This window comes from Amycolatopsis sp. NPDC059027, assembly GCF_042739735.1.
GTDB lineage: Bacteria > Actinomycetota > Actinomycetes > Mycobacteriales > Pseudonocardiaceae > Amycolatopsis.
On the sequence record NZ_JBHYIK010000077.1, the window covers coordinates 1 to 14891 of the forward strand.

16 protein-coding genes are annotated in these 14891 nt (G+C 69.3%); 3 read left to right on the forward strand and 13 right to left on the reverse strand.

The annotated features are described in order from the left end of the window. Positions 1-123: 123 nt before the first annotated feature. Genes ACFWY9_RS37205 through ACFWY9_RS37220 form a run of 4 tightly spaced genes read right to left on the reverse strand, consistent with a single transcriptional unit; the run spans position 124 to position 3333 of the window. The gene (locus tag ACFWY9_RS37205) at positions 124-834 is read right to left on the reverse strand and encodes an aspartate/glutamate racemase family protein (protein WP_378329149.1); all 711 of its coding nucleotides are present in this window, start codon (positions 832-834) and stop codon (positions 124-126) included. A gap of 18 nt (positions 835-852) precedes the next feature. Further along, positions 853-2079 carry an MFS transporter gene (locus ACFWY9_RS37210; RefSeq protein WP_378329148.1) on the reverse strand — a complete coding sequence of 409 codons (1227 nt, stop codon included), beginning with the start codon at positions 2077-2079 and terminating at the stop codon, positions 853-855. Beyond that, on the reverse strand, positions 2076-2783 hold the full coding sequence (locus ACFWY9_RS37215; RefSeq protein ID WP_378329147.1) for a TenA family transcriptional regulator: 708 nt from the start codon (positions 2781-2783) through the stop codon (positions 2076-2078). The genes ACFWY9_RS37210 and ACFWY9_RS37215 overlap by 4 nt, the downstream gene beginning before the upstream one ends. Then, positions 2767-3333 (reverse strand): GNAT family N-acetyltransferase, encoded by a 567-nt coding sequence (locus tag ACFWY9_RS37220; RefSeq protein WP_378341097.1) that lies wholly within the window; start codon positions 3331-3333, stop codon positions 2767-2769. The genes ACFWY9_RS37215 and ACFWY9_RS37220 overlap by 17 nt, the downstream gene beginning before the upstream one ends. Positions 3334-3587: 254 nt before the next feature. Here ACFWY9_RS37220 and ACFWY9_RS37225 point away from each other — a divergent pair, with 254 nt between their 5' ends. From ACFWY9_RS37225 to ACFWY9_RS37235, 3 genes are all read left to right on the forward strand, one after another. Further along, entirely contained in the window at positions 3588-4667 is a 1080-nt protein-coding gene (locus ACFWY9_RS37225) for a PLP-dependent cysteine synthase family protein (RefSeq protein ID WP_378341098.1), read from the forward strand. A gap of 266 nt (positions 4668-4933) precedes the next feature. After that, complete coding sequence (locus ACFWY9_RS37230; RefSeq protein ID WP_378341100.1) at positions 4934-5923, forward strand: Acg family FMN-binding oxidoreductase; 990 nt, start codon at positions 4934-4936, stop codon at positions 5921-5923. Further along, on the forward strand, positions 5920-6948 hold the full coding sequence (locus ACFWY9_RS37235; RefSeq protein WP_378324749.1) for an Acg family FMN-binding oxidoreductase: 1029 nt from the start codon (positions 5920-5922) through the stop codon (positions 6946-6948). The genes ACFWY9_RS37230 and ACFWY9_RS37235 overlap by 4 nt, the downstream gene beginning before the upstream one ends. Here ACFWY9_RS37235 and ACFWY9_RS37240 read toward each other — a convergent pair. The 9 genes from ACFWY9_RS37240 to ACFWY9_RS37280 form a co-directional block, all read right to left on the reverse strand. Next, positions 6920-7318: a hypothetical protein gene (locus ACFWY9_RS37240; protein ID WP_378324748.1), complete on the reverse strand. Its 399-nt coding sequence runs from the start codon at positions 7316-7318 to the stop codon at positions 6920-6922. The genes ACFWY9_RS37235 and ACFWY9_RS37240 overlap by 29 nt on opposite strands. A gap of 174 nt (positions 7319-7492) precedes the next feature. Further along, positions 7493-8641 carry an acyl-CoA dehydrogenase family protein gene (locus tag ACFWY9_RS37245; protein ID WP_378341101.1) on the reverse strand — a complete coding sequence of 383 codons (1149 nt, stop codon included), beginning with the start codon at positions 8639-8641 and terminating at the stop codon, positions 7493-7495. An 82-nt stretch (positions 8642-8723) separates the two neighbouring features. Continuing rightward, positions 8724-9884 carry an acyl-CoA dehydrogenase family protein gene (locus ACFWY9_RS37250; RefSeq protein WP_378324745.1) on the reverse strand — a complete coding sequence of 387 codons (1161 nt, stop codon included), beginning with the start codon at positions 9882-9884 and terminating at the stop codon, positions 8724-8726. A gap of 110 nt (positions 9885-9994) precedes the next feature. After that, the gene (aroQ, locus tag ACFWY9_RS37255) at positions 9995-10642 is read right to left on the reverse strand and encodes a gamma subclass chorismate mutase AroQ (RefSeq protein ID WP_378341102.1); all 648 of its coding nucleotides are present in this window, start codon (positions 10640-10642) and stop codon (positions 9995-9997) included. Between the two features lie 223 nt (positions 10643-10865). Next, entirely contained in the window at positions 10866-11135 is a 270-nt protein-coding gene (locus ACFWY9_RS37260; protein WP_378324743.1) for a hypothetical protein, read from the reverse strand. A 196-nt stretch (positions 11136-11331) separates the two neighbouring features. Beyond that, a complete protein-coding gene (locus tag ACFWY9_RS37265) occupies positions 11332-11532 on the reverse strand; it encodes a hypothetical protein (protein WP_378341103.1) in 201 nt (66 codons plus the stop codon). A 106-nt stretch (positions 11533-11638) separates the two neighbouring features. Continuing rightward, positions 11639-12532, reverse strand: coding sequence for an NADP-dependent oxidoreductase (locus ACFWY9_RS37270; protein ID WP_378341105.1), 894 nt, complete (start codon positions 12530-12532; stop codon positions 11639-11641). A 76-nt stretch (positions 12533-12608) separates the two neighbouring features. Continuing rightward, positions 12609-12986, reverse strand: a complete 378-nt coding sequence (locus ACFWY9_RS37275) for a putative quinol monooxygenase (protein ID WP_378341107.1) — start codon at positions 12984-12986, stop codon at positions 12609-12611. Continuing rightward, positions 12983-14737 (reverse strand): CocE/NonD family hydrolase, encoded by a 1755-nt coding sequence (locus tag ACFWY9_RS37280; RefSeq protein WP_378341109.1) that lies wholly within the window; start codon positions 14735-14737, stop codon positions 12983-12985. The genes ACFWY9_RS37275 and ACFWY9_RS37280 overlap by 4 nt, the downstream gene beginning before the upstream one ends. Between the last annotated feature and the right edge of the window lie 154 nt (positions 14738-14891).

Here is a 14891-nt window from a genome sequence, read left to right on the forward strand (position 1 = left end):
GGCGGGGCGCCTCGCGCGCGGGCGGCCGGGGGGGGTTTCTAGCTCTCGCGGGCGTCCCTCGGTGCGGTGAGCGCACCGAAGGCGTGCCTCGGTGGATCCGCGTCCACAAAGGACGACCTTCGGCTAGTCCTTGGCCAGGCTGAACTCGACCGCGGCGTTCACGTGGAGTTCGGTGGTGTCGTAGAGGGGGACGTCCGGGACGTCGGACTGGCGGATCAGCAGCCCGATTTCGGTGCAGCCCAGGATGATTCCTTCCGCGCCCTCGGCGACGAGGCCGCGGATGATCTCGACGTACCGGGCGCGGGCGGCGTCCGTGAAGATGCCCTTGGCGAACTCCTCGAAGATGGTCTCGTGCAGGTAGGCGCGGCCCGGTTCGTCGGGGAGGCGGACGTCGAGTCCGAAGCGGTCGCGCAGCCTGCCCGCGAAGAATTCCTTCTCCATGGTGAAGCGGGTGCCGAGCAGGCCGATCGTGCGGCGGCTGTCGGCGACTATCGCCTCGCCGGTGACGTCGGCGATGTGGATGAGCGGGATGCCGATCTCGGCCGCGGCCTCGTCGGCGACGTTGTGCTGGGTGACGCAGGCGATCAGCACGCAGCCCGCGCCGCCCTTTTCGAGCCCCTGCGCGAGTTCGGTGACCTTGCGGCCGACCGAGGCCCAGTCGTCCGCGCCGTGCCATTGGATGATCTCTTCGAAGTCGGTGCTGGAGAGCAGCAGCCGCGCGGAATGCCTGGCGCCCAGGCGTTCCGCGATCCGCTCGTTGATCATCCGGTAGTAGGTGGCCGAGCTTTCCCAAGCCATGCCGCCGATGACGCCGACGGTCCTGGTCTCCTGCATGCTGTCTCCTCGGAACGGTCAGGGGGTCACGAGTTTCCGGTCGGGATCGGGCATGCCCGCGATCAGGCCGACACTGAGTACCGCGAGGCCGCCGGTGACCACGATCTCCAGCAGGTACGAACCGGTCGAGTCGCGGGTGTACGCGCCGAACTGGCTGCTGAGCGCGGCGCCGATCTGGTGCGCGGTCCAGATGAAGCCCATCACCGTGCCCTTCACCTCGATCGGGAACGCCTTGAGCACCCAGAGGGACGTGGCCACGACCGTGACGAGGTAACTCAGGCCGAACACGCACCCGAACAGGATCACGGCGAACCCGGACGTGGACACCGAGATCAGGAACATCGAGGCCGCGCGCATCAGGTAGCCGCTGATCAGCACGCGCTTGACCAGGCCGCGGTCGCACAGCCTGCCCGCGACCAGCGAGCCGCCGATCTCGAACAGCCCGAGCAGGATGACGCTCGTCGCGCTGAGGTCGGTGTGGACGTGCATGTCGCCCATGAACGGCATCAGGTGCACGTCGATGAACGCCATCGTCGCGCCGCAGGCGAAGAACGCGCCCGCCAGCCGCGCGAAGGTGGACGTCTTGAGTGCCGAGGCGATGCTGGGACGTTCGCCGGCGGCCGAGCGCGAAGCGGCCGGCTTCGCCTCGCCGCGGAACCGCAGCGCGGTGAGTGGCGTGATGACGCACAACAGCAGCACGCCGAGCCCGATGAGCACGCTGTTCCAGCTGGTCTTGCCGTCGAGCCAGGTCCACAGGGGAACCAGCAGGATGAACCCGGCGGCGGTGCCGTTCGTCAGCAGTGCGTAGAAGAACCCCTTGCGTTTCTCCGAGAACAGCCGGTCGACCAGCACGCCGAGCGGCACGTACGAAAGCATCGTGTACGCGAAAGCGGCCAGAATCCCGTAAGCCGCCACGAAAACGGCGAACGAAGGGACCAGCGCGCACAGCAGGAACGCGAAACCGGCGCTCACCGTGCCGATCAGCAGCACCCGGCCGGGCCCGAGCCGGTCGGCCAGCGCACCGGTCAACGGCGCCGCGACGGCGTACGTGATCGCGAAAGCCGTTGTGGCCAGTGCGAACGTGCCGCGTTGCTGGCCGAACGACTCCGCCATCGGCAGGAAGTAGACCTGCACCGTGTTCTTGAGCGAGGAGCCGAGCAACGAGATGACGAACCCCAGTACGACGGAAGCGGCGAGGACACCCCCGCCGATCTTGGCCGCTTTGGTGGCCGTGGCGGCGCTCATCGCACACCGGTCAGATGGCGTTCGGCGACGCCGTCGTACACCCCCTGGAACAGCTTGCAGGTGTGCTCCACCACCTCGAGCGCGTCCTGCTGCATCTTCGCGTCGGTGCATAGGTCGTTCACCAGCGCGATACCCTCGCGGACGTGCCCGACGTCTTCCTTGGCGTGCACGGAAAAGAAGAGAGTGTCGTCGTCGGTGAGGCCATAGACCTTGCCCAGCAGCGAATGGCGGTGCTGGCCGGCGGTGTCCTCGAGGTTCTGGCCCTCACTGGCGATCGCGACGGCGGCCGCGCCCAGGTGGTAGGTCTCCGGATTCTTCACCAGGTCCATGCGGTAGTCGATGAGCTCCTGGGTCTGCGGATACGGCTTGGCCGCGTCCCTGGTGGCGTCGTCGATCCGGATGGCGCGCACGAAGTCCTGCATCAGGCGGACGTGGTTCTTCGTGCCGGAAAGCCTCCCGGTCTCCTCCTCGTACATGTTGACCATCAGTGCCTTCTTGTGCTTGGGCAACGGGCAGTGGAAGAAGAGGTGCTCGATGTAGGTCAGGAAGTGCTTGGTGAGCTGGTAGCCCTGCAGGGTCAGTGCCTGCAGCAGCTCCCAGTTCGCCTCCGGCTTGACCAGCTCGGCGACGAGCGGGTGCGCGACCGAGGTGTGTGCCTCGATCGTGGCGTAGCACCGCTTCTTGAATTCATCCTTGCTGAGCACGGGATACCTCCTTGTGGAAAAGCCTTGCCTCGAGCTGTTTCACCGGCTGCGCCAGGTAGACCCCGGAGTAGCTCTCCGCGCCGATCCGGCCGTAGTCGTCGAGCCTGCCGTACTCGCCGAATCCGTAGGAACGCCAGATTCCTTCCGCCCTGATACCGGCGCGGACGTCGAGCCGGAGCAGCTCGATCCCGATCTCCTCGCAGCGGCGGACCACCTCGCGGAAAGCCATGGTCACCACCTGGCCGCCCCGGTGCCCGGGATGCACGGCGCCGGTCGTCAGCTCGCCGATGTGCCGCTGGTTGGCCGTGGCGGGGCGGTTGATCGCCACACAGCCGACGACCTCACCGGACTCCGCGCGCACGGTCAGCAGCTGTGTCTGACCGGAGGTGATGCCCTCGGCCAGTTTCGCCCGCAGGGCCGCGGACGCCGCGGCCGTCGGGTCGGCGGGCAGGCCGACGAACGGCTCGTCGGCCGAAACGATTTCGATCAGCTGGACGACCTCGGCGACACCGGAGTCGGATCCGGCTTTCAGCCATACGCATTCATACACGGCGAAGCCCCCAGTTCGCTGCCCGAAAGGCCTGATCGAGGTGAGCGACAGGCGCGCTGGATCTTGTCCTGGGCAACGACGCTATCGGCGTTCCCCGCGCATCGACAACTTCGGTCGTGCGCACGTGGCCAGCCGGCGACGGCCGCGGTGTCGCGGTCTCCGGTTCAGCGGAGCAAGCGAGGAAAAGTCGTTCTGTGCGACCATGGTCGCGCGAGCCGCCGTCGTGGACGGAAGAGGTGGGGAGGAATGGCTGAATGGCGATCCACGATAACGTACTGGGGTTGATCGGCGGGACGCCGATAATCCGGTTGCGTAACTTCACCGTGCACAACGGCGGTCAGGTACTGGTCAAGATCGAGTCGGCCAATCCGGGCCGCAGTATCAAGGACAGGGCCGCGCATTTCATGATCGAGCAGGCCGAGTCGAGCGGCAGGCTGCGTCCCGGTGACACGATCGTCGAGTCCACTTCGGGCAATCTCGGCAAGTCGCTCGCCCTCATCGGTGCGGCGAAGGGATACCGCGTCATCCTGGTGGTCGACCCCAAGACGCCGGTGTCCGTCCTCCGCTACGCGAAAGCGCTCGGCGCCGAGATCGAGCTGGTGGACACTCCCGACGAAGGCGGCGGTTACCAGCGTGGCCGGCTGGAGCGCGTGCGGCAGTTGCGTGACGGTGATCCCCAGGTGTTCTGGCCGGATCAATATCGCAATCCGGACAACCCGCGTATTCACGCCGAGCACACCGCGGGCGAAGTGCTGAATGATCTGCCCGAATTCGACGTGCTGGTGGCGTCGGTCAGCACCGGCGGCCACATCAGCGGGCTTTCCCGCACGCTCAAAGGGAAACTGCCGGGCCTCACGACGATCGCGGTGGACGCCGCGGGCTCGGCGGCGTTCGGGTTCCCCTTCCGCGGCTACGCGATGCGGGGGCTCGGGCTGGCCTGGAAACCGGGCAACCTCGACCTTTCGGTGGTCGATCGGGTCCACCTGGTCGGTGACCACGAGGGCATCGCCACGAGCCGGGCACTCGCGCGTCGCGAAGGGGTGCTCGTCGGCGAGTCAGCCGGAGCGGCGGTGTTCGCCGCGCTGCACCACGCCCACCACAACCCGGGCAGCCGGATCCTCGCGGTCGCGGCCGACGACGGCGCCAACTATCTTGGCGAGTCCTTCGACGACGACTGGCTGCGCGAGCGCGGACTCGCCGCGGTGCTCGACGACGTCACACTGCGCGAACCCGACCGCCTCATCGAGCTCGCGCGGCGCCCGGCGCATCCGGCCGTCCCAGCGGCGTCGCTGCGTGGCCCGGACGGCCGCGACGAGCTGAAGCGTGCCGCATAGCGGGCGTGCCGAGCTACGGCTTTCCACCTCCGCGGGAAGCCGGGAGACCTGCCGGCGCTCTGATCGTCCACAGTGGCCAGTGCGGATGGGAACTGCGGATCCTTTCCACCGCGGCCTCGGCCGCGAGCGCGGGTCCTCCTGATGTGCCCTTGGTGCCGGGCGGGCAGGGACCAACGTCCCGCGATCCGGTGACCGGTGGCCGCATCGGACGGCGCGGTGGGAGGCGATGCTGAACGGGTGAGGGACGACGAGCCCGGGGAGCAGCGATGACACGCTCACTGTCCATTGTGGTCGATCAGGCGCTCGCGGCCGCGGTCCGGGCTCCCTCGCCGCACAACAGCCAGCCGTGGCGGTTCGCGGTCGATGGCGACCGGATCGAGATCTGGCTGGACCGTGACCGCGTGCTGACCGTGGCCGACCCGGAGGCGCACGAAGCCAGGATTTCCTGCGGTGCGGCGCTGCTGAACCTCGTTGTTTCCCTGCGGTGCCAGGGGGTCGAACCGCGGGTCGAGGTGCTGCCCGACGAGTCGGAACCGGATCTGCTCGCGTTGGTGACGCGCGACGGAAACCATCGCGTCGCCGTCGAGGACCAGACGCTCGCCGACGCGGTGTTCCGCAGGCATACCCATCGTCGGCCGTTCCTCGACCGGACGGTACCCGCAGGTGTACGGGCCACGTTCGCCCGCGCGGCGAGCCGTGAGGGCGCCGGCCTCCATTTCGTGGACACCGAGTACGCGCACCTCGCCGCGCTCGTGCGGCGCGCGGAGTTCCTGCAGGCGGGCGACGACGCGTTCCGGGCCGAAGCAGCCCGATGGACGCGTCGTCACGCCGCCAGCCCGGACGGGGTGCCGCTCTCGGCCGCGGGCCCGCCACCCGACCACGACGGCGTGGTCGCGTTGCGGGAATCCCACCTCGATCCGGATCTGCCGGTGCGCGCGTACGAGCAGCAGCCGTTGCTCGCGGTGGTGCTCACCCCGGACTCGGGCCCCGCGGCGGAGGTCCGTGCGGGCCTGGCGATGCAGCGGGTTCTGCTGACCGCGACCTCGGTGCGCGTGGCGACGTCGTTCCTGTCCCAGCCGTTCGAAGTGGCTTCGACACGAGACGGGATCACCGAGCTGTTCCGTCCGCTCGGCCGTCCGCACACCGTGCTGCGCCTGGGCTACGGCTACTCGGCCGCGTCGTGGACGGGCCGCCGTCCGGTCCACGACGTCGTGGTGCCCGCCGGAAGAAGAGGACGCGATGGAGGATGGCGATGACGAGGTCACCGCACGGAGAATGGACACTCGGGGACATCGAAGTGCTGGCGAGGGCGGTGGTGCGTGCTCCGTCGGTGCACAACATCCAGCCGTGGACGCTGGAGGTCGGTGACGACGAGCTGTTCCTGCGTGAACGCCGTGATCTCGCGTTGCCCGAGCATGATCCGCGGGGCCGTGATCGGCTCGTCTCGTGCGGGGCGGCGCTGGCGAACCTGGAGCTCGCGGTGCGGGTGCTGGGCCGCCGGCTGCGCACGGAGACGTTCCCGGATCCCCGGCAGCCGGAACTCGTGGCCGTCCTGCGCCCGGATGGTGCCCGGCCGCCGGACGCGGGGGAGTTGCACCGGTTTTCCGCGATCGCGCGGCGTCGTAGCCATCGACAGCGTTTCTCGGCTCATCCGGTGTCGGCATACGCGCTCGCGGAGATCGTGAACGCGGGGGAAGTGGGCCGGGTGCAGGCGCGGCCGGTGACCGGTGAGCGCGAGCTGTCGGAGCTGGCGGACTTGCTCGAGTTCGCCGCGGAGGCTTACCAGCACGATTACGGCTATCAGCGTGAGCTGGCATTGTGGACGATCCACGACGAATATTCCCACCGGCATGGTGTGGGTATCGCGGGTAGCTGCCTGCCGCCGTCGACGTTGCCGTGGGCGGGGCTGGTGCGGTCGGCGACCGCATTGCCGGACCGTGCGGTGCTGCGGCGGAGGCTGGCCGACGAGACGTTGCTGGTGTTCATGACCGTCGACGACGCGCCTGTCGATCATCTGCACGCCGGTGTCGCCCTGGAGAACTCCTGGCTCGCGGCTGTCGACGGCGGGCTCGTCGCGTCGGTCCTGACTCAGCCGTTGCATCTGCCCGAGGTGCGTTCGGCGCTGTGTGAAGACCTGGGACTCACCGGTTTCCCGCAGGCGCTGATGCGCGTAGGGCACCCGTTGGGCGACGTCGGCCAGAGCCCGCGCCGCGCCATCGACGAAGTCCTGCGGAAGGCCGCCGTTTCACCGGCTAGAACAGCCCCATCCCGAACGCGGTGACTGCCACGACGAACAAGGCGACCTGGTGGTACATCTCCGGCAGCCGGAGTTTCAGACAGGTGGTGACGAGGCCGTCCTCGCGGTCGTGCAGCGCGGTCTCGGCCCGCAGGGCGACCATGGCGATCGGGTAGACGTGCCCGATGATCAGCCGGCCCGCGAACATCATGGCCGCGGGCACGGTTGCCGCGATGAGGAGCATGATCGCTTTTCCCTGTGCGAAGCCATAGGCGACCAGGGCCGAGTCCAGCGCGATGAGAAAGCCGGTCAGCCGGACCAGCAGTGTGGTCTGATGGCGGACGGTCTCCAGGGCCTGTCGTAGTTCGAAGCGCAGGTAATCCTCGGATGTGCCGTGTTCTCCGGTGCCGGCCACGAGACTCCAACCCCCGCAAGGCACCCGCGATGACGCTGCCCGGCGAGATCTTCCACCAGCGCCACCCTTCCGCGCCCTATGCGACCTGGGACATGATCCGCCACCGAGTAGTACACAGTGGACACACGAAGGCGCGGGCAGGGGCGACGGCGGAGCACGCGCCGGGCCGAGTCCTCAGATCCGGTTGCGGGCGATGAGCTGGGCGGCGATGACGTTGCGCTGGATTTCGTTGGTGCCTTCACCGACGATCATCAGCGGGGCGTCGCGGAAGTAGCGTTCGACGTCGTATTCCTTGGAGTAGCCGTAGCCGCCGTGGACGCGGACGGCGTCGAGGGCGACCTGCATCGCCGACTCGGACGCGAACAGCTTGGCCATCCCGGCTTCCATGTCGGCGCGTTCGCCCGCGTCGAGGCGTTCGGCGGCGTCGAGCGTGAGCAGCCGTGCGGCGCGCATTTTCGTGGCCATGTCGGCCAGGAGATTGCCGACGGACTGGTGTTTCCAGATCGGCTTGCCGAAGGATTCCCGTTCCTGCGCGTACTTCACGGCGTCGTCCAGCGCGGCTTGCCCGACGCCCAGCGCGCGGGAGGCGACCTGGATACGGCCGACCTCCAGCCCTCGCATCATGTGTCCCCAGCCCTCGTTCGGGCTGCCGCCGAGCACGGCGTCACCGGGTACGAACACGCCGTCGAAGACCAGTTCGCACGCCTCGACCCCGCGATAGCCGAGCTTCGGGAGTTTTTTCGAGATGGTCAGGCCGTCACCGGGTTCGACGAGCAGGACGCTCATGCCGCGGTGGGCGGGTTTCACGTCGCGGTCGGTGAGGCACAGCAGGCCGATCAGCCCGGAGTGCGCGGCGTTGGAGATCCATGTCTTCGAGCCGGTGACGGACCAGCCTTCGCCGTCGGGGGTGGCGTGAGTGCGCATGGCCTGCAGGTCGCTGCCGCCGCCGGATTCGGTGAGGGCCATGGTCGCGCGGATGGCGCCTTCGGCCATCTTCGGCAGATACTTCGCGCGCTGCTCCGGCGTCCCGAAGGTCTTGATCAGGTAGGTGATCACGGAGTGGCCGCCGATCGCCCCGGCCAGGCTCATCCACCCGCGCGCAAGTTCCTCGGTGACCCGGGCGAAACACGCGGTGCTGACATCGGCACCGCCGTACTCGGCCGGTGCGAGGAGTCCGAAGAAGCCGAGTTTCTTCATCTCGTCGATGAATTCGGCGGGGTAGATGTCGTCGGCTTCGAATTCGCGGACACGCGGGCGAACCCGTTCGTCGACGAATTCGGCAACCAGGGCCACCATCTGCTTCTCGTCGTCGGTGAGCGTCATGCTCGCATCCCTTCTCGTTGCCGCGGGAGGCGAGCACCAGCGCACCTTGCACCGGGCGAGCGCGTCGACGTCGGCCGGGTCGTCATCGCCGGGCCCTGCGGATCAGGCCGCCGCCGATGATCAACCGCTGGATTTCGCTGGTGCCTTCGTAGAGCCGCAGCAGGCGCACGTCGCGGTAGATCCGCTCGACCGGGACCTCGCGCATGTAGCCGCTGCCGCCGTGGATCTGCACCGCGAGGTCGGCCACGTTCCCGGCCATTTCGGTGCAGAACAGTTTCGCCGCCGACGGCCCGAGCCGCCGGTCCTCTCCGGACACGTAGCGCGCCGCCGTCTCCCGCACCAGGGCGCGTCCCGCCAGCACGCCGGTCTGCTGGTCGGCCAGCATCGCCTGCACCAGCTGGAACTCGCCGATCGGCGTGCCGCCCTGGGTGGCTGTCGCGGCGTAGGCGACGGATTCGTCGAGCGCGCGTTGCGCGGTGCCGACCGCGAGGGCGGCGATGTGGACGCGGCCGCGGGCCAGCGACGTCATCGCGGCGCGGTATCCGGCGTCCTCGTCACCGCCGACCAGGCTCGACCCCGGCACCCGGACACCGGCGAACGAGACGGTGGCGGTCCAGGCACCTTCCTGGCCCATTTTCCTGTCCTTGACGCCGACTTCGAGGCCGGGCGCGTCCGCCGGGACCAGGAAGACCGCGATGCCGGTACCGGACTCGCCGGCGGGCCGGGTCCGGGCGAACACGACGAACAGACCCGCGATGGGAGCGTTGGTGATGAAGCACTTTTCGCCGTCGATCACCCAGTCGTCACCGTCCCGGACGGCCTTGGTGCGCAGTCCGGCCGGGTTCGATCCCGCTCCCGGCTCGGTGAGCGCGAAGGACGCCACCACCTCACCCGAGGCGATGCGCTCCAGCCACTGTGCCTTCTGCTCGGCGGTGCCGAAGTTCACCAGCACCTGACCGGCGATGCCGTTGTTGGTGCCGAACATCGAGCGCAGGGCGAGCGACGTGTAGCCGAGCTCCATCGCCAGTTCGACGTCCTGCGTCAAGTCGAGGCCGAGCCCGCCCCATTCCTGGGGGATGGCGTAGCCGAACAGGCCCATCTCCGCCACCTGCTCGCGCAGATCGCCGGGGATCGCGTCGCGGTCCATGATCTCCTGCTCGCGCGGGAGCACCTTCGCACGGACGAAGTCGCGCACCAGCTCCAGAATCGGCCGGAAGTCCTCGGGGGTCACCGCTGCTGCCATGTCCTTCACTATGGACCGCGCCGCCGATAGTGAAAATACTTGATCGGAAATCACGAACGTGGTCACACGATCCGGCCGGTCCGCCGGTAAGTCATGAGTAGCCGTCCGGCCTAGCCGGCCGCGCCGGAGGTGGTTGTCGCCGGACCCGAGCAGGTTTTCCGGAGCGCGACGGTCAATGCCTGCCGGTGGAGAGCGTCGAGGCGCTGCTGGATCTCGGCGGAGATCTTCGCGACCGAAGCGTCGATTTCGCAAGTGAGTGTGGGCTGCCGGACGGAAGCCGTCGCCGCCAGCTGCTCGATGATCCCCGTCGTGATCCGGTCCAGCTGGGGCCGGACCTCGGTGGCCAGATCCGGCCGGTGGGTGGGGCGAAGTTCCGGATGTGCGGTCCACAGCGCGTAGAGGCCGCGCTGCACGATCTTGTTCGCCTCGATCTGGTCCTGGAAGAACCGGACACTCGCCGCCGGATCGATCCCGGCGGCGAGCGACAACTGCCGGACCGAGTCGAGGACCTTTTGCTCCCGCACCGGGTCGTCGATCGGCTGATCCGTACCGAACTTCGCCGCCGCGACCTTGTCGCCGAGCAGGATTCGCCGCACCGCCAGATCCGTCAACGCACCCAGCGGCCCCCACGCCCGGAGCGTCGGAGCCGGCACGGGCGTGGGGACGGTGGCCGAGGCCGCCGAAACACCACCGAGCAGCAATGCGCCGATCATCGCGGACACCACCAGCGGACGGGTCAAACCTCGCACACCAGACATCGGGCCATCCTTCCGGAGTTGGACTACGTTCCCGCGTGCCAGTCAATCGCGAGAAACTGCCGCGAACCACCCCCGTCATCTTCGCCGAAGCCGGCAGGCGGCCGGGACCCGGCCGCCCGGGGCCGTCGCCCGGCCGAGTGCGGCCGGTGTCCGTTGTGGACGTTCGCCGTAGATGGTCTCGCAGACGTCCTGATCTCCGGTGGGCCTCGACGGAGTGCGCGGATCACGGCCGCTTTGCCGGCGACAGCGCGTCCGTGCCCGCCGCGGTGACGGTGATGCCGACGTCCAGGGCGCCGAGGCCGGGCTGGGTGGCGATCAGGCCGCGGCCCCTCAGCCCGTCGAGCACCTCGGCCGTCCACTGGGGCACCACGCCGGCTTCTGCCCCGTCCGGGCCGCGCCAGCGGTAGCCTGCCGGGCCGCCCCACGTGCCGCGGTGGAAGAGCACCTCGTCGGCCGCCACGTAGCGCAGCGCGTCGAGTTCCTGGTCGTTCATGTCGCACCTCGTTGTGCTCCATGGCGCGGCGGGGCCGCGCGTGGCGGTCGAGCGGGCGTCCCCGCGGTCGCCGGCAGGGACGCCGACAGGTTTCGGGACGCTGTCGGACACTATGATCACGTGTCCGAAGAGGACGGAGCATCCGGACAATTACGTAGATCGCTCCCCGAACCGGTGTTTACGTCGGATTCCGTACCTACGCACTTGCCGCGCCGCCACCCTCGCCGGGCTGGACCCGGCACGGCTCGGCGACGCCCGCACCATCGCCGCCGCACTCACCCTCCGCGAACTCGGCCACCAGTGACCATCCGTCCACAATGGAGCGCCGCGAGGAGCGCGCCGGGTGCTGGCCGGTGAAGAAGAACCGGAAACTCCCGATCGTCTGGGCCCGCCCCACGGCCAAGCGGTGGCGCGGCCGTTTTCGCCGGCGCCACCGCGTGGCTGCTTTCAGCAGGACAGGCCGCTCCCGGAGAGCGGGTCCCGCCCGCGGGTACGGGATAGGCTCAGACGAGCAGGACCCGGCGCCCCCGCGTGTGTCCCGCCTGGCTGTCCGCGTGCGCCGCCGCGGCCTCGGCGAGCGGGTACGACTGGCCGACCGGGATGTGGAGCTTCCCGCGTGAAATGAGGTCGACGGCTTCGGCGAGCGCTTCGGGCATGTTGCCGCCGACGCCGGCGAATCGGATACCCAGCATCGGCGCCTCGAGGTCGGCGATGGTGATCACCTTGTCCGGGTCCCCGGTCAGGTCGAGGAGCCCGCGGATGACGCCTTTGCCGTTGAGATCCAGAGCGGCGTCGACCTGGCCGAGCTGACGTACCCGCTCGACCCAGCCCGGGCCGTAGGTGGTGGCGAGGGCGCCGAGGCCGCGTACGTAGTCCTGGTTCGCGGCCCCGGCGGTGCCGATCACCGTGATTCCCCGGTCGCGGGCGATCTGCAGCACCGCCGACCCGACTCCGCCGGCCGCTCCGCTGACCAGCAGCGTCTGTCCGGGCTGGACGCCGACCATGCGGATGATCCGAAGCGCGGTCTCGACCACCGACGGGTATCCGGCCGCTTCGGCGAAGGTCAACCCGCCGGGTAGGCGTGCCCAGGAGGAGAGGACGGCGAACTCGGCGTAGGTGCTCGAGCCCCGGCCGAACACGGAGTCGCCGACCTCGATACCGGTGACGCCGTCGCCTACCTCGTCCACCACGCCCGAAGCGTCCTGGCCGACGCCGGCGGGCAGCGGGATCGGGCGGATCCGCTGGAACTGGCCCTCGCGAACCCGCCAATCGTGCGGGTTCACGCCGACCGCCCGCACGGCGACGCGTATCTGGCCAGGGCCGGCGTGGGGCTCGGCTACCTCTGTCAGTTCCAGGACGTCCGGACCGCCGTACTCGGCGAAGCGCATTGCTTTCATGGTTCTACCTTAAGACTAACGGTTAGTGTTTTGTAACTGCATCTATCATGGAACTGATAGCGCATGAGGGATCGGCTCAGACGCTGAGCCGGGCGGCGTCGGCCTCGGTGACGGAGACCTCCAGCGCGGCCGGATGCAGCTCGATCGTTTCGGGGGCACCGTCGACGAGGTCGAGCAGCCGGGGCAGGTATCGGGTCAGCACACCGGTGTTGTGGGCGTCGAGGGCGGCACGCGAGGGGTACTTTTCGACCACGGTCACCCGCAGCGGGTCGGAGTCCGGCTCGACGTAGAAGGCGTAGCGCAGCGTGTCGGGTTCGCCGCGCAGTACTTCGGGGACCAGTTCGGAGAACAGCGCGAGCATCTCGGGGCCGCGCCCCGGCTTGGCCTGGAGACGGGCGATGACGACGATCTCGGGCAACGGGGGCTCCTCGCGGTAGTGGTGGTGGGTGCTCATGCGCCGAGTACCGGCAGGTGCAGCGAAGAGGGCGCCGGTCCGCCGTGGTGCACGGTGTGCTGTGCGGTGACCGCCTCGTCGAGGGTGCCGAACTCCGGAACGGCGCGGGTGTGCAGATTGCGGCTGTAGCGGGGGAAGCTGAACCCGGCGATCTGCACCCGGATGCGGTGGCCGCGGCGGAACCGGTGCGCGACGTCGTGCAGGGTGACCGTGACGCGGCTGGGCTCTTCGGGGTCGAGCCAGTCGGTGTCGCCGCCGTTGCGGTAGCGGGCGCGCTGCGCGCCTTCGGCGACGTTGAGGGCGAAGCCGCCGGGTTCGACGTCCACGAGGGTGACGCACAGGTCCGCGTCCGGCGCGGTGCTGGTGACGAACGCGACCAGCTCGGGCTGTCCGGCGATCGTCACGTCCTCGGCCAGTGGAGCGCTCGTGTAGACGAGCAGGTCGCTGCGCCCGTCGACCGCGCGCTGATCCTGGATGCCTCCTGGCGCCGCGGCGGGTTCACCCTCGAACATGATCACGCCGCCGTGGGTGGGGAAGGGGTCGTGCGGGTCGGCGGTGAACGTGTCGGAGCCCGCGGTCGTGATGTGTTCTTCCGTGTGCGTCAGCAAGCCGTCGCCGTCCGCCGTCCGCGCGTCGCCGCCGGAGGAGAGTGCCCACTGCTCGACGGTCGCCGCGGGTGGCCACGCGGGGGCGTGAGCCCAGGTGTCCGACCCGCCGACGAAGTAGGCGACCGGTCCGGGGCCGGACAGGTACGGCGCGGCCGCGGGGTAGGCCGAGCCGTCTCCGCCGCGCAGGTGGCGGTCGAAGAACGCGGCGAGCACCGGGCTCCAGGTCGGCACGCCGGCCGCGGCGTTGGGCAGTACCCGCGCACCGACGTCGCCGAACGCGCTGTAGGTGCTCATGTGGGTCCACGGCCCGGCGATCATGCTCGCCCGCTCGTTGCCCGCCAGCCGGGTGGCCAGCCGGAACTGGGTGGGGCTGGTGAAGTCCCGGTATCCGGTGACCTGCAGGAACGGGATGGTGATCCGCTCGGGCTCGGTGAGCAGGGTGGGCCGGTCCCAGAACGGGTCGTGCGGTGACCGCAGCCAGTCCGTCCAAAAGGGAGCGACCCGGGGATCGTCGAGCGGGGCGATGCCGGTCAGGGGCAGCTGGCCCACGGTGGCGCGGCGGTCGGCGAAGGCCTCGCTCAACTGCTTGAGCGCGCGCTCCTGTTCGGCCGTGCTCAGCGAGGTGTGGTCGAGGCCCTCCAGGGCCATGCCGAGTCCGTACAGGGTCAGGAAGCCCAGTTCGAACGGCCCGCCAGGGCGGGCGGTGTGGGCCATGTCGGCGGTGCCGATCAGCGCGACCGCCGCCTTGAGGCGTGGATTGCGGGCGGCGACGGCCTGCAGCACGGTCATGCCGAGGTAGGACGAGCCGTAGATCCCGACGTTGCCGTCGCTCCAGGGCTGTGCCGCGGCCCAGTCGACCGCGTCGGAGGAGTCGTTGTACTCCTGGGTGATGAAGCCGAACTCGCCGCCGGACCCGAACCGGCCGCGGGTGTCCTGCACGAGCACCGCGAAGCCCTGCCGGGCCAGCCACACCGGGTCGGCCACCAGCGACGAGACCCGGAAGACACCCGCGCGGTCGTAGGGGGTTCGGTGCAGCAGCACCGGCCAGCGGCCGTCCTCGTCCGGGCGGTACAGGTCGCCGGTGAGCGTGACGCCGTCCCGGGTCGTCATCTCGATGCCGGCGTCGATGCGGGGTTGGTACATGTTCGCTCCTCCAAGGGAAACAAGGGAAACTCTGCCGTCGAGCCGTGCCGGCCGGGTGGGAGCGCGTCGGCCGTCGTCACGGGCCGGGTCCGGGGGGCCTGACGGGACCGAACGTAGCACTAACGGTTAGCTCATAGCAACGGTTAGGGTTTTG

Coding starts and splice junctions, on each gene's coding strand:
- ACFWY9_RS37205 (WP_378329149.1), bottom strand. CDS start 834: ATGCAGGAGACCAGGACCGTCGGCGTCATCGGCGGCATGGCTTGGGAA.
- ACFWY9_RS37210 (WP_378329148.1), bottom strand. CDS start 2,079: ATGAGCGCCGCCACGGCCACCAAAGCGGCCAAGATCGGCGGGGGTGTC.
- ACFWY9_RS37225 (WP_378341098.1), top strand. CDS start 3,588: ATGGCGATCCACGATAACGTACTGGGGTTGATCGGCGGGACGCCGATA.
- ACFWY9_RS37230 (WP_378341100.1), top strand. CDS start 4,934: ATGACACGCTCACTGTCCATTGTGGTCGATCAGGCGCTCGCGGCCGCG.
- ACFWY9_RS37235 (WP_378324749.1), top strand. CDS start 5,920: ATGACGAGGTCACCGCACGGAGAATGGACACTCGGGGACATCGAAGTG.
- ACFWY9_RS37245 (WP_378341101.1), bottom strand. CDS start 8,641: ATGACGCTCACCGACGACGAGAAGCAGATGGTGGCCCTGGTTGCCGAA.
- ACFWY9_RS37250 (WP_378324745.1), bottom strand. CDS start 9,884: ATGGCAGCAGCGGTGACCCCCGAGGACTTCCGGCCGATTCTGGAGCTG.
- aroQ (WP_378341102.1), bottom strand. CDS start 10,642: ATGTCTGGTGTGCGAGGTTTGACCCGTCCGCTGGTGGTGTCCGCGATG.
- ACFWY9_RS37260 (WP_378324743.1), bottom strand. CDS start 11,135: ATGAACGACCAGGAACTCGACGCGCTGCGCTACGTGGCGGCCGACGAG.
- ACFWY9_RS37270 (WP_378341105.1), bottom strand. CDS start 12,532: ATGAAAGCAATGCGCTTCGCCGAGTACGGCGGTCCGGACGTCCTGGAA.
- ACFWY9_RS37275 (WP_378341107.1), bottom strand. CDS start 12,986: ATGAGCACCCACCACCACTACCGCGAGGAGCCCCCGTTGCCCGAGATC.
- ACFWY9_RS37280 (WP_378341109.1), bottom strand. CDS start 14,737: ATGTACCAACCCCGCATCGACGCCGGCATCGAGATGACGACCCGGGAC.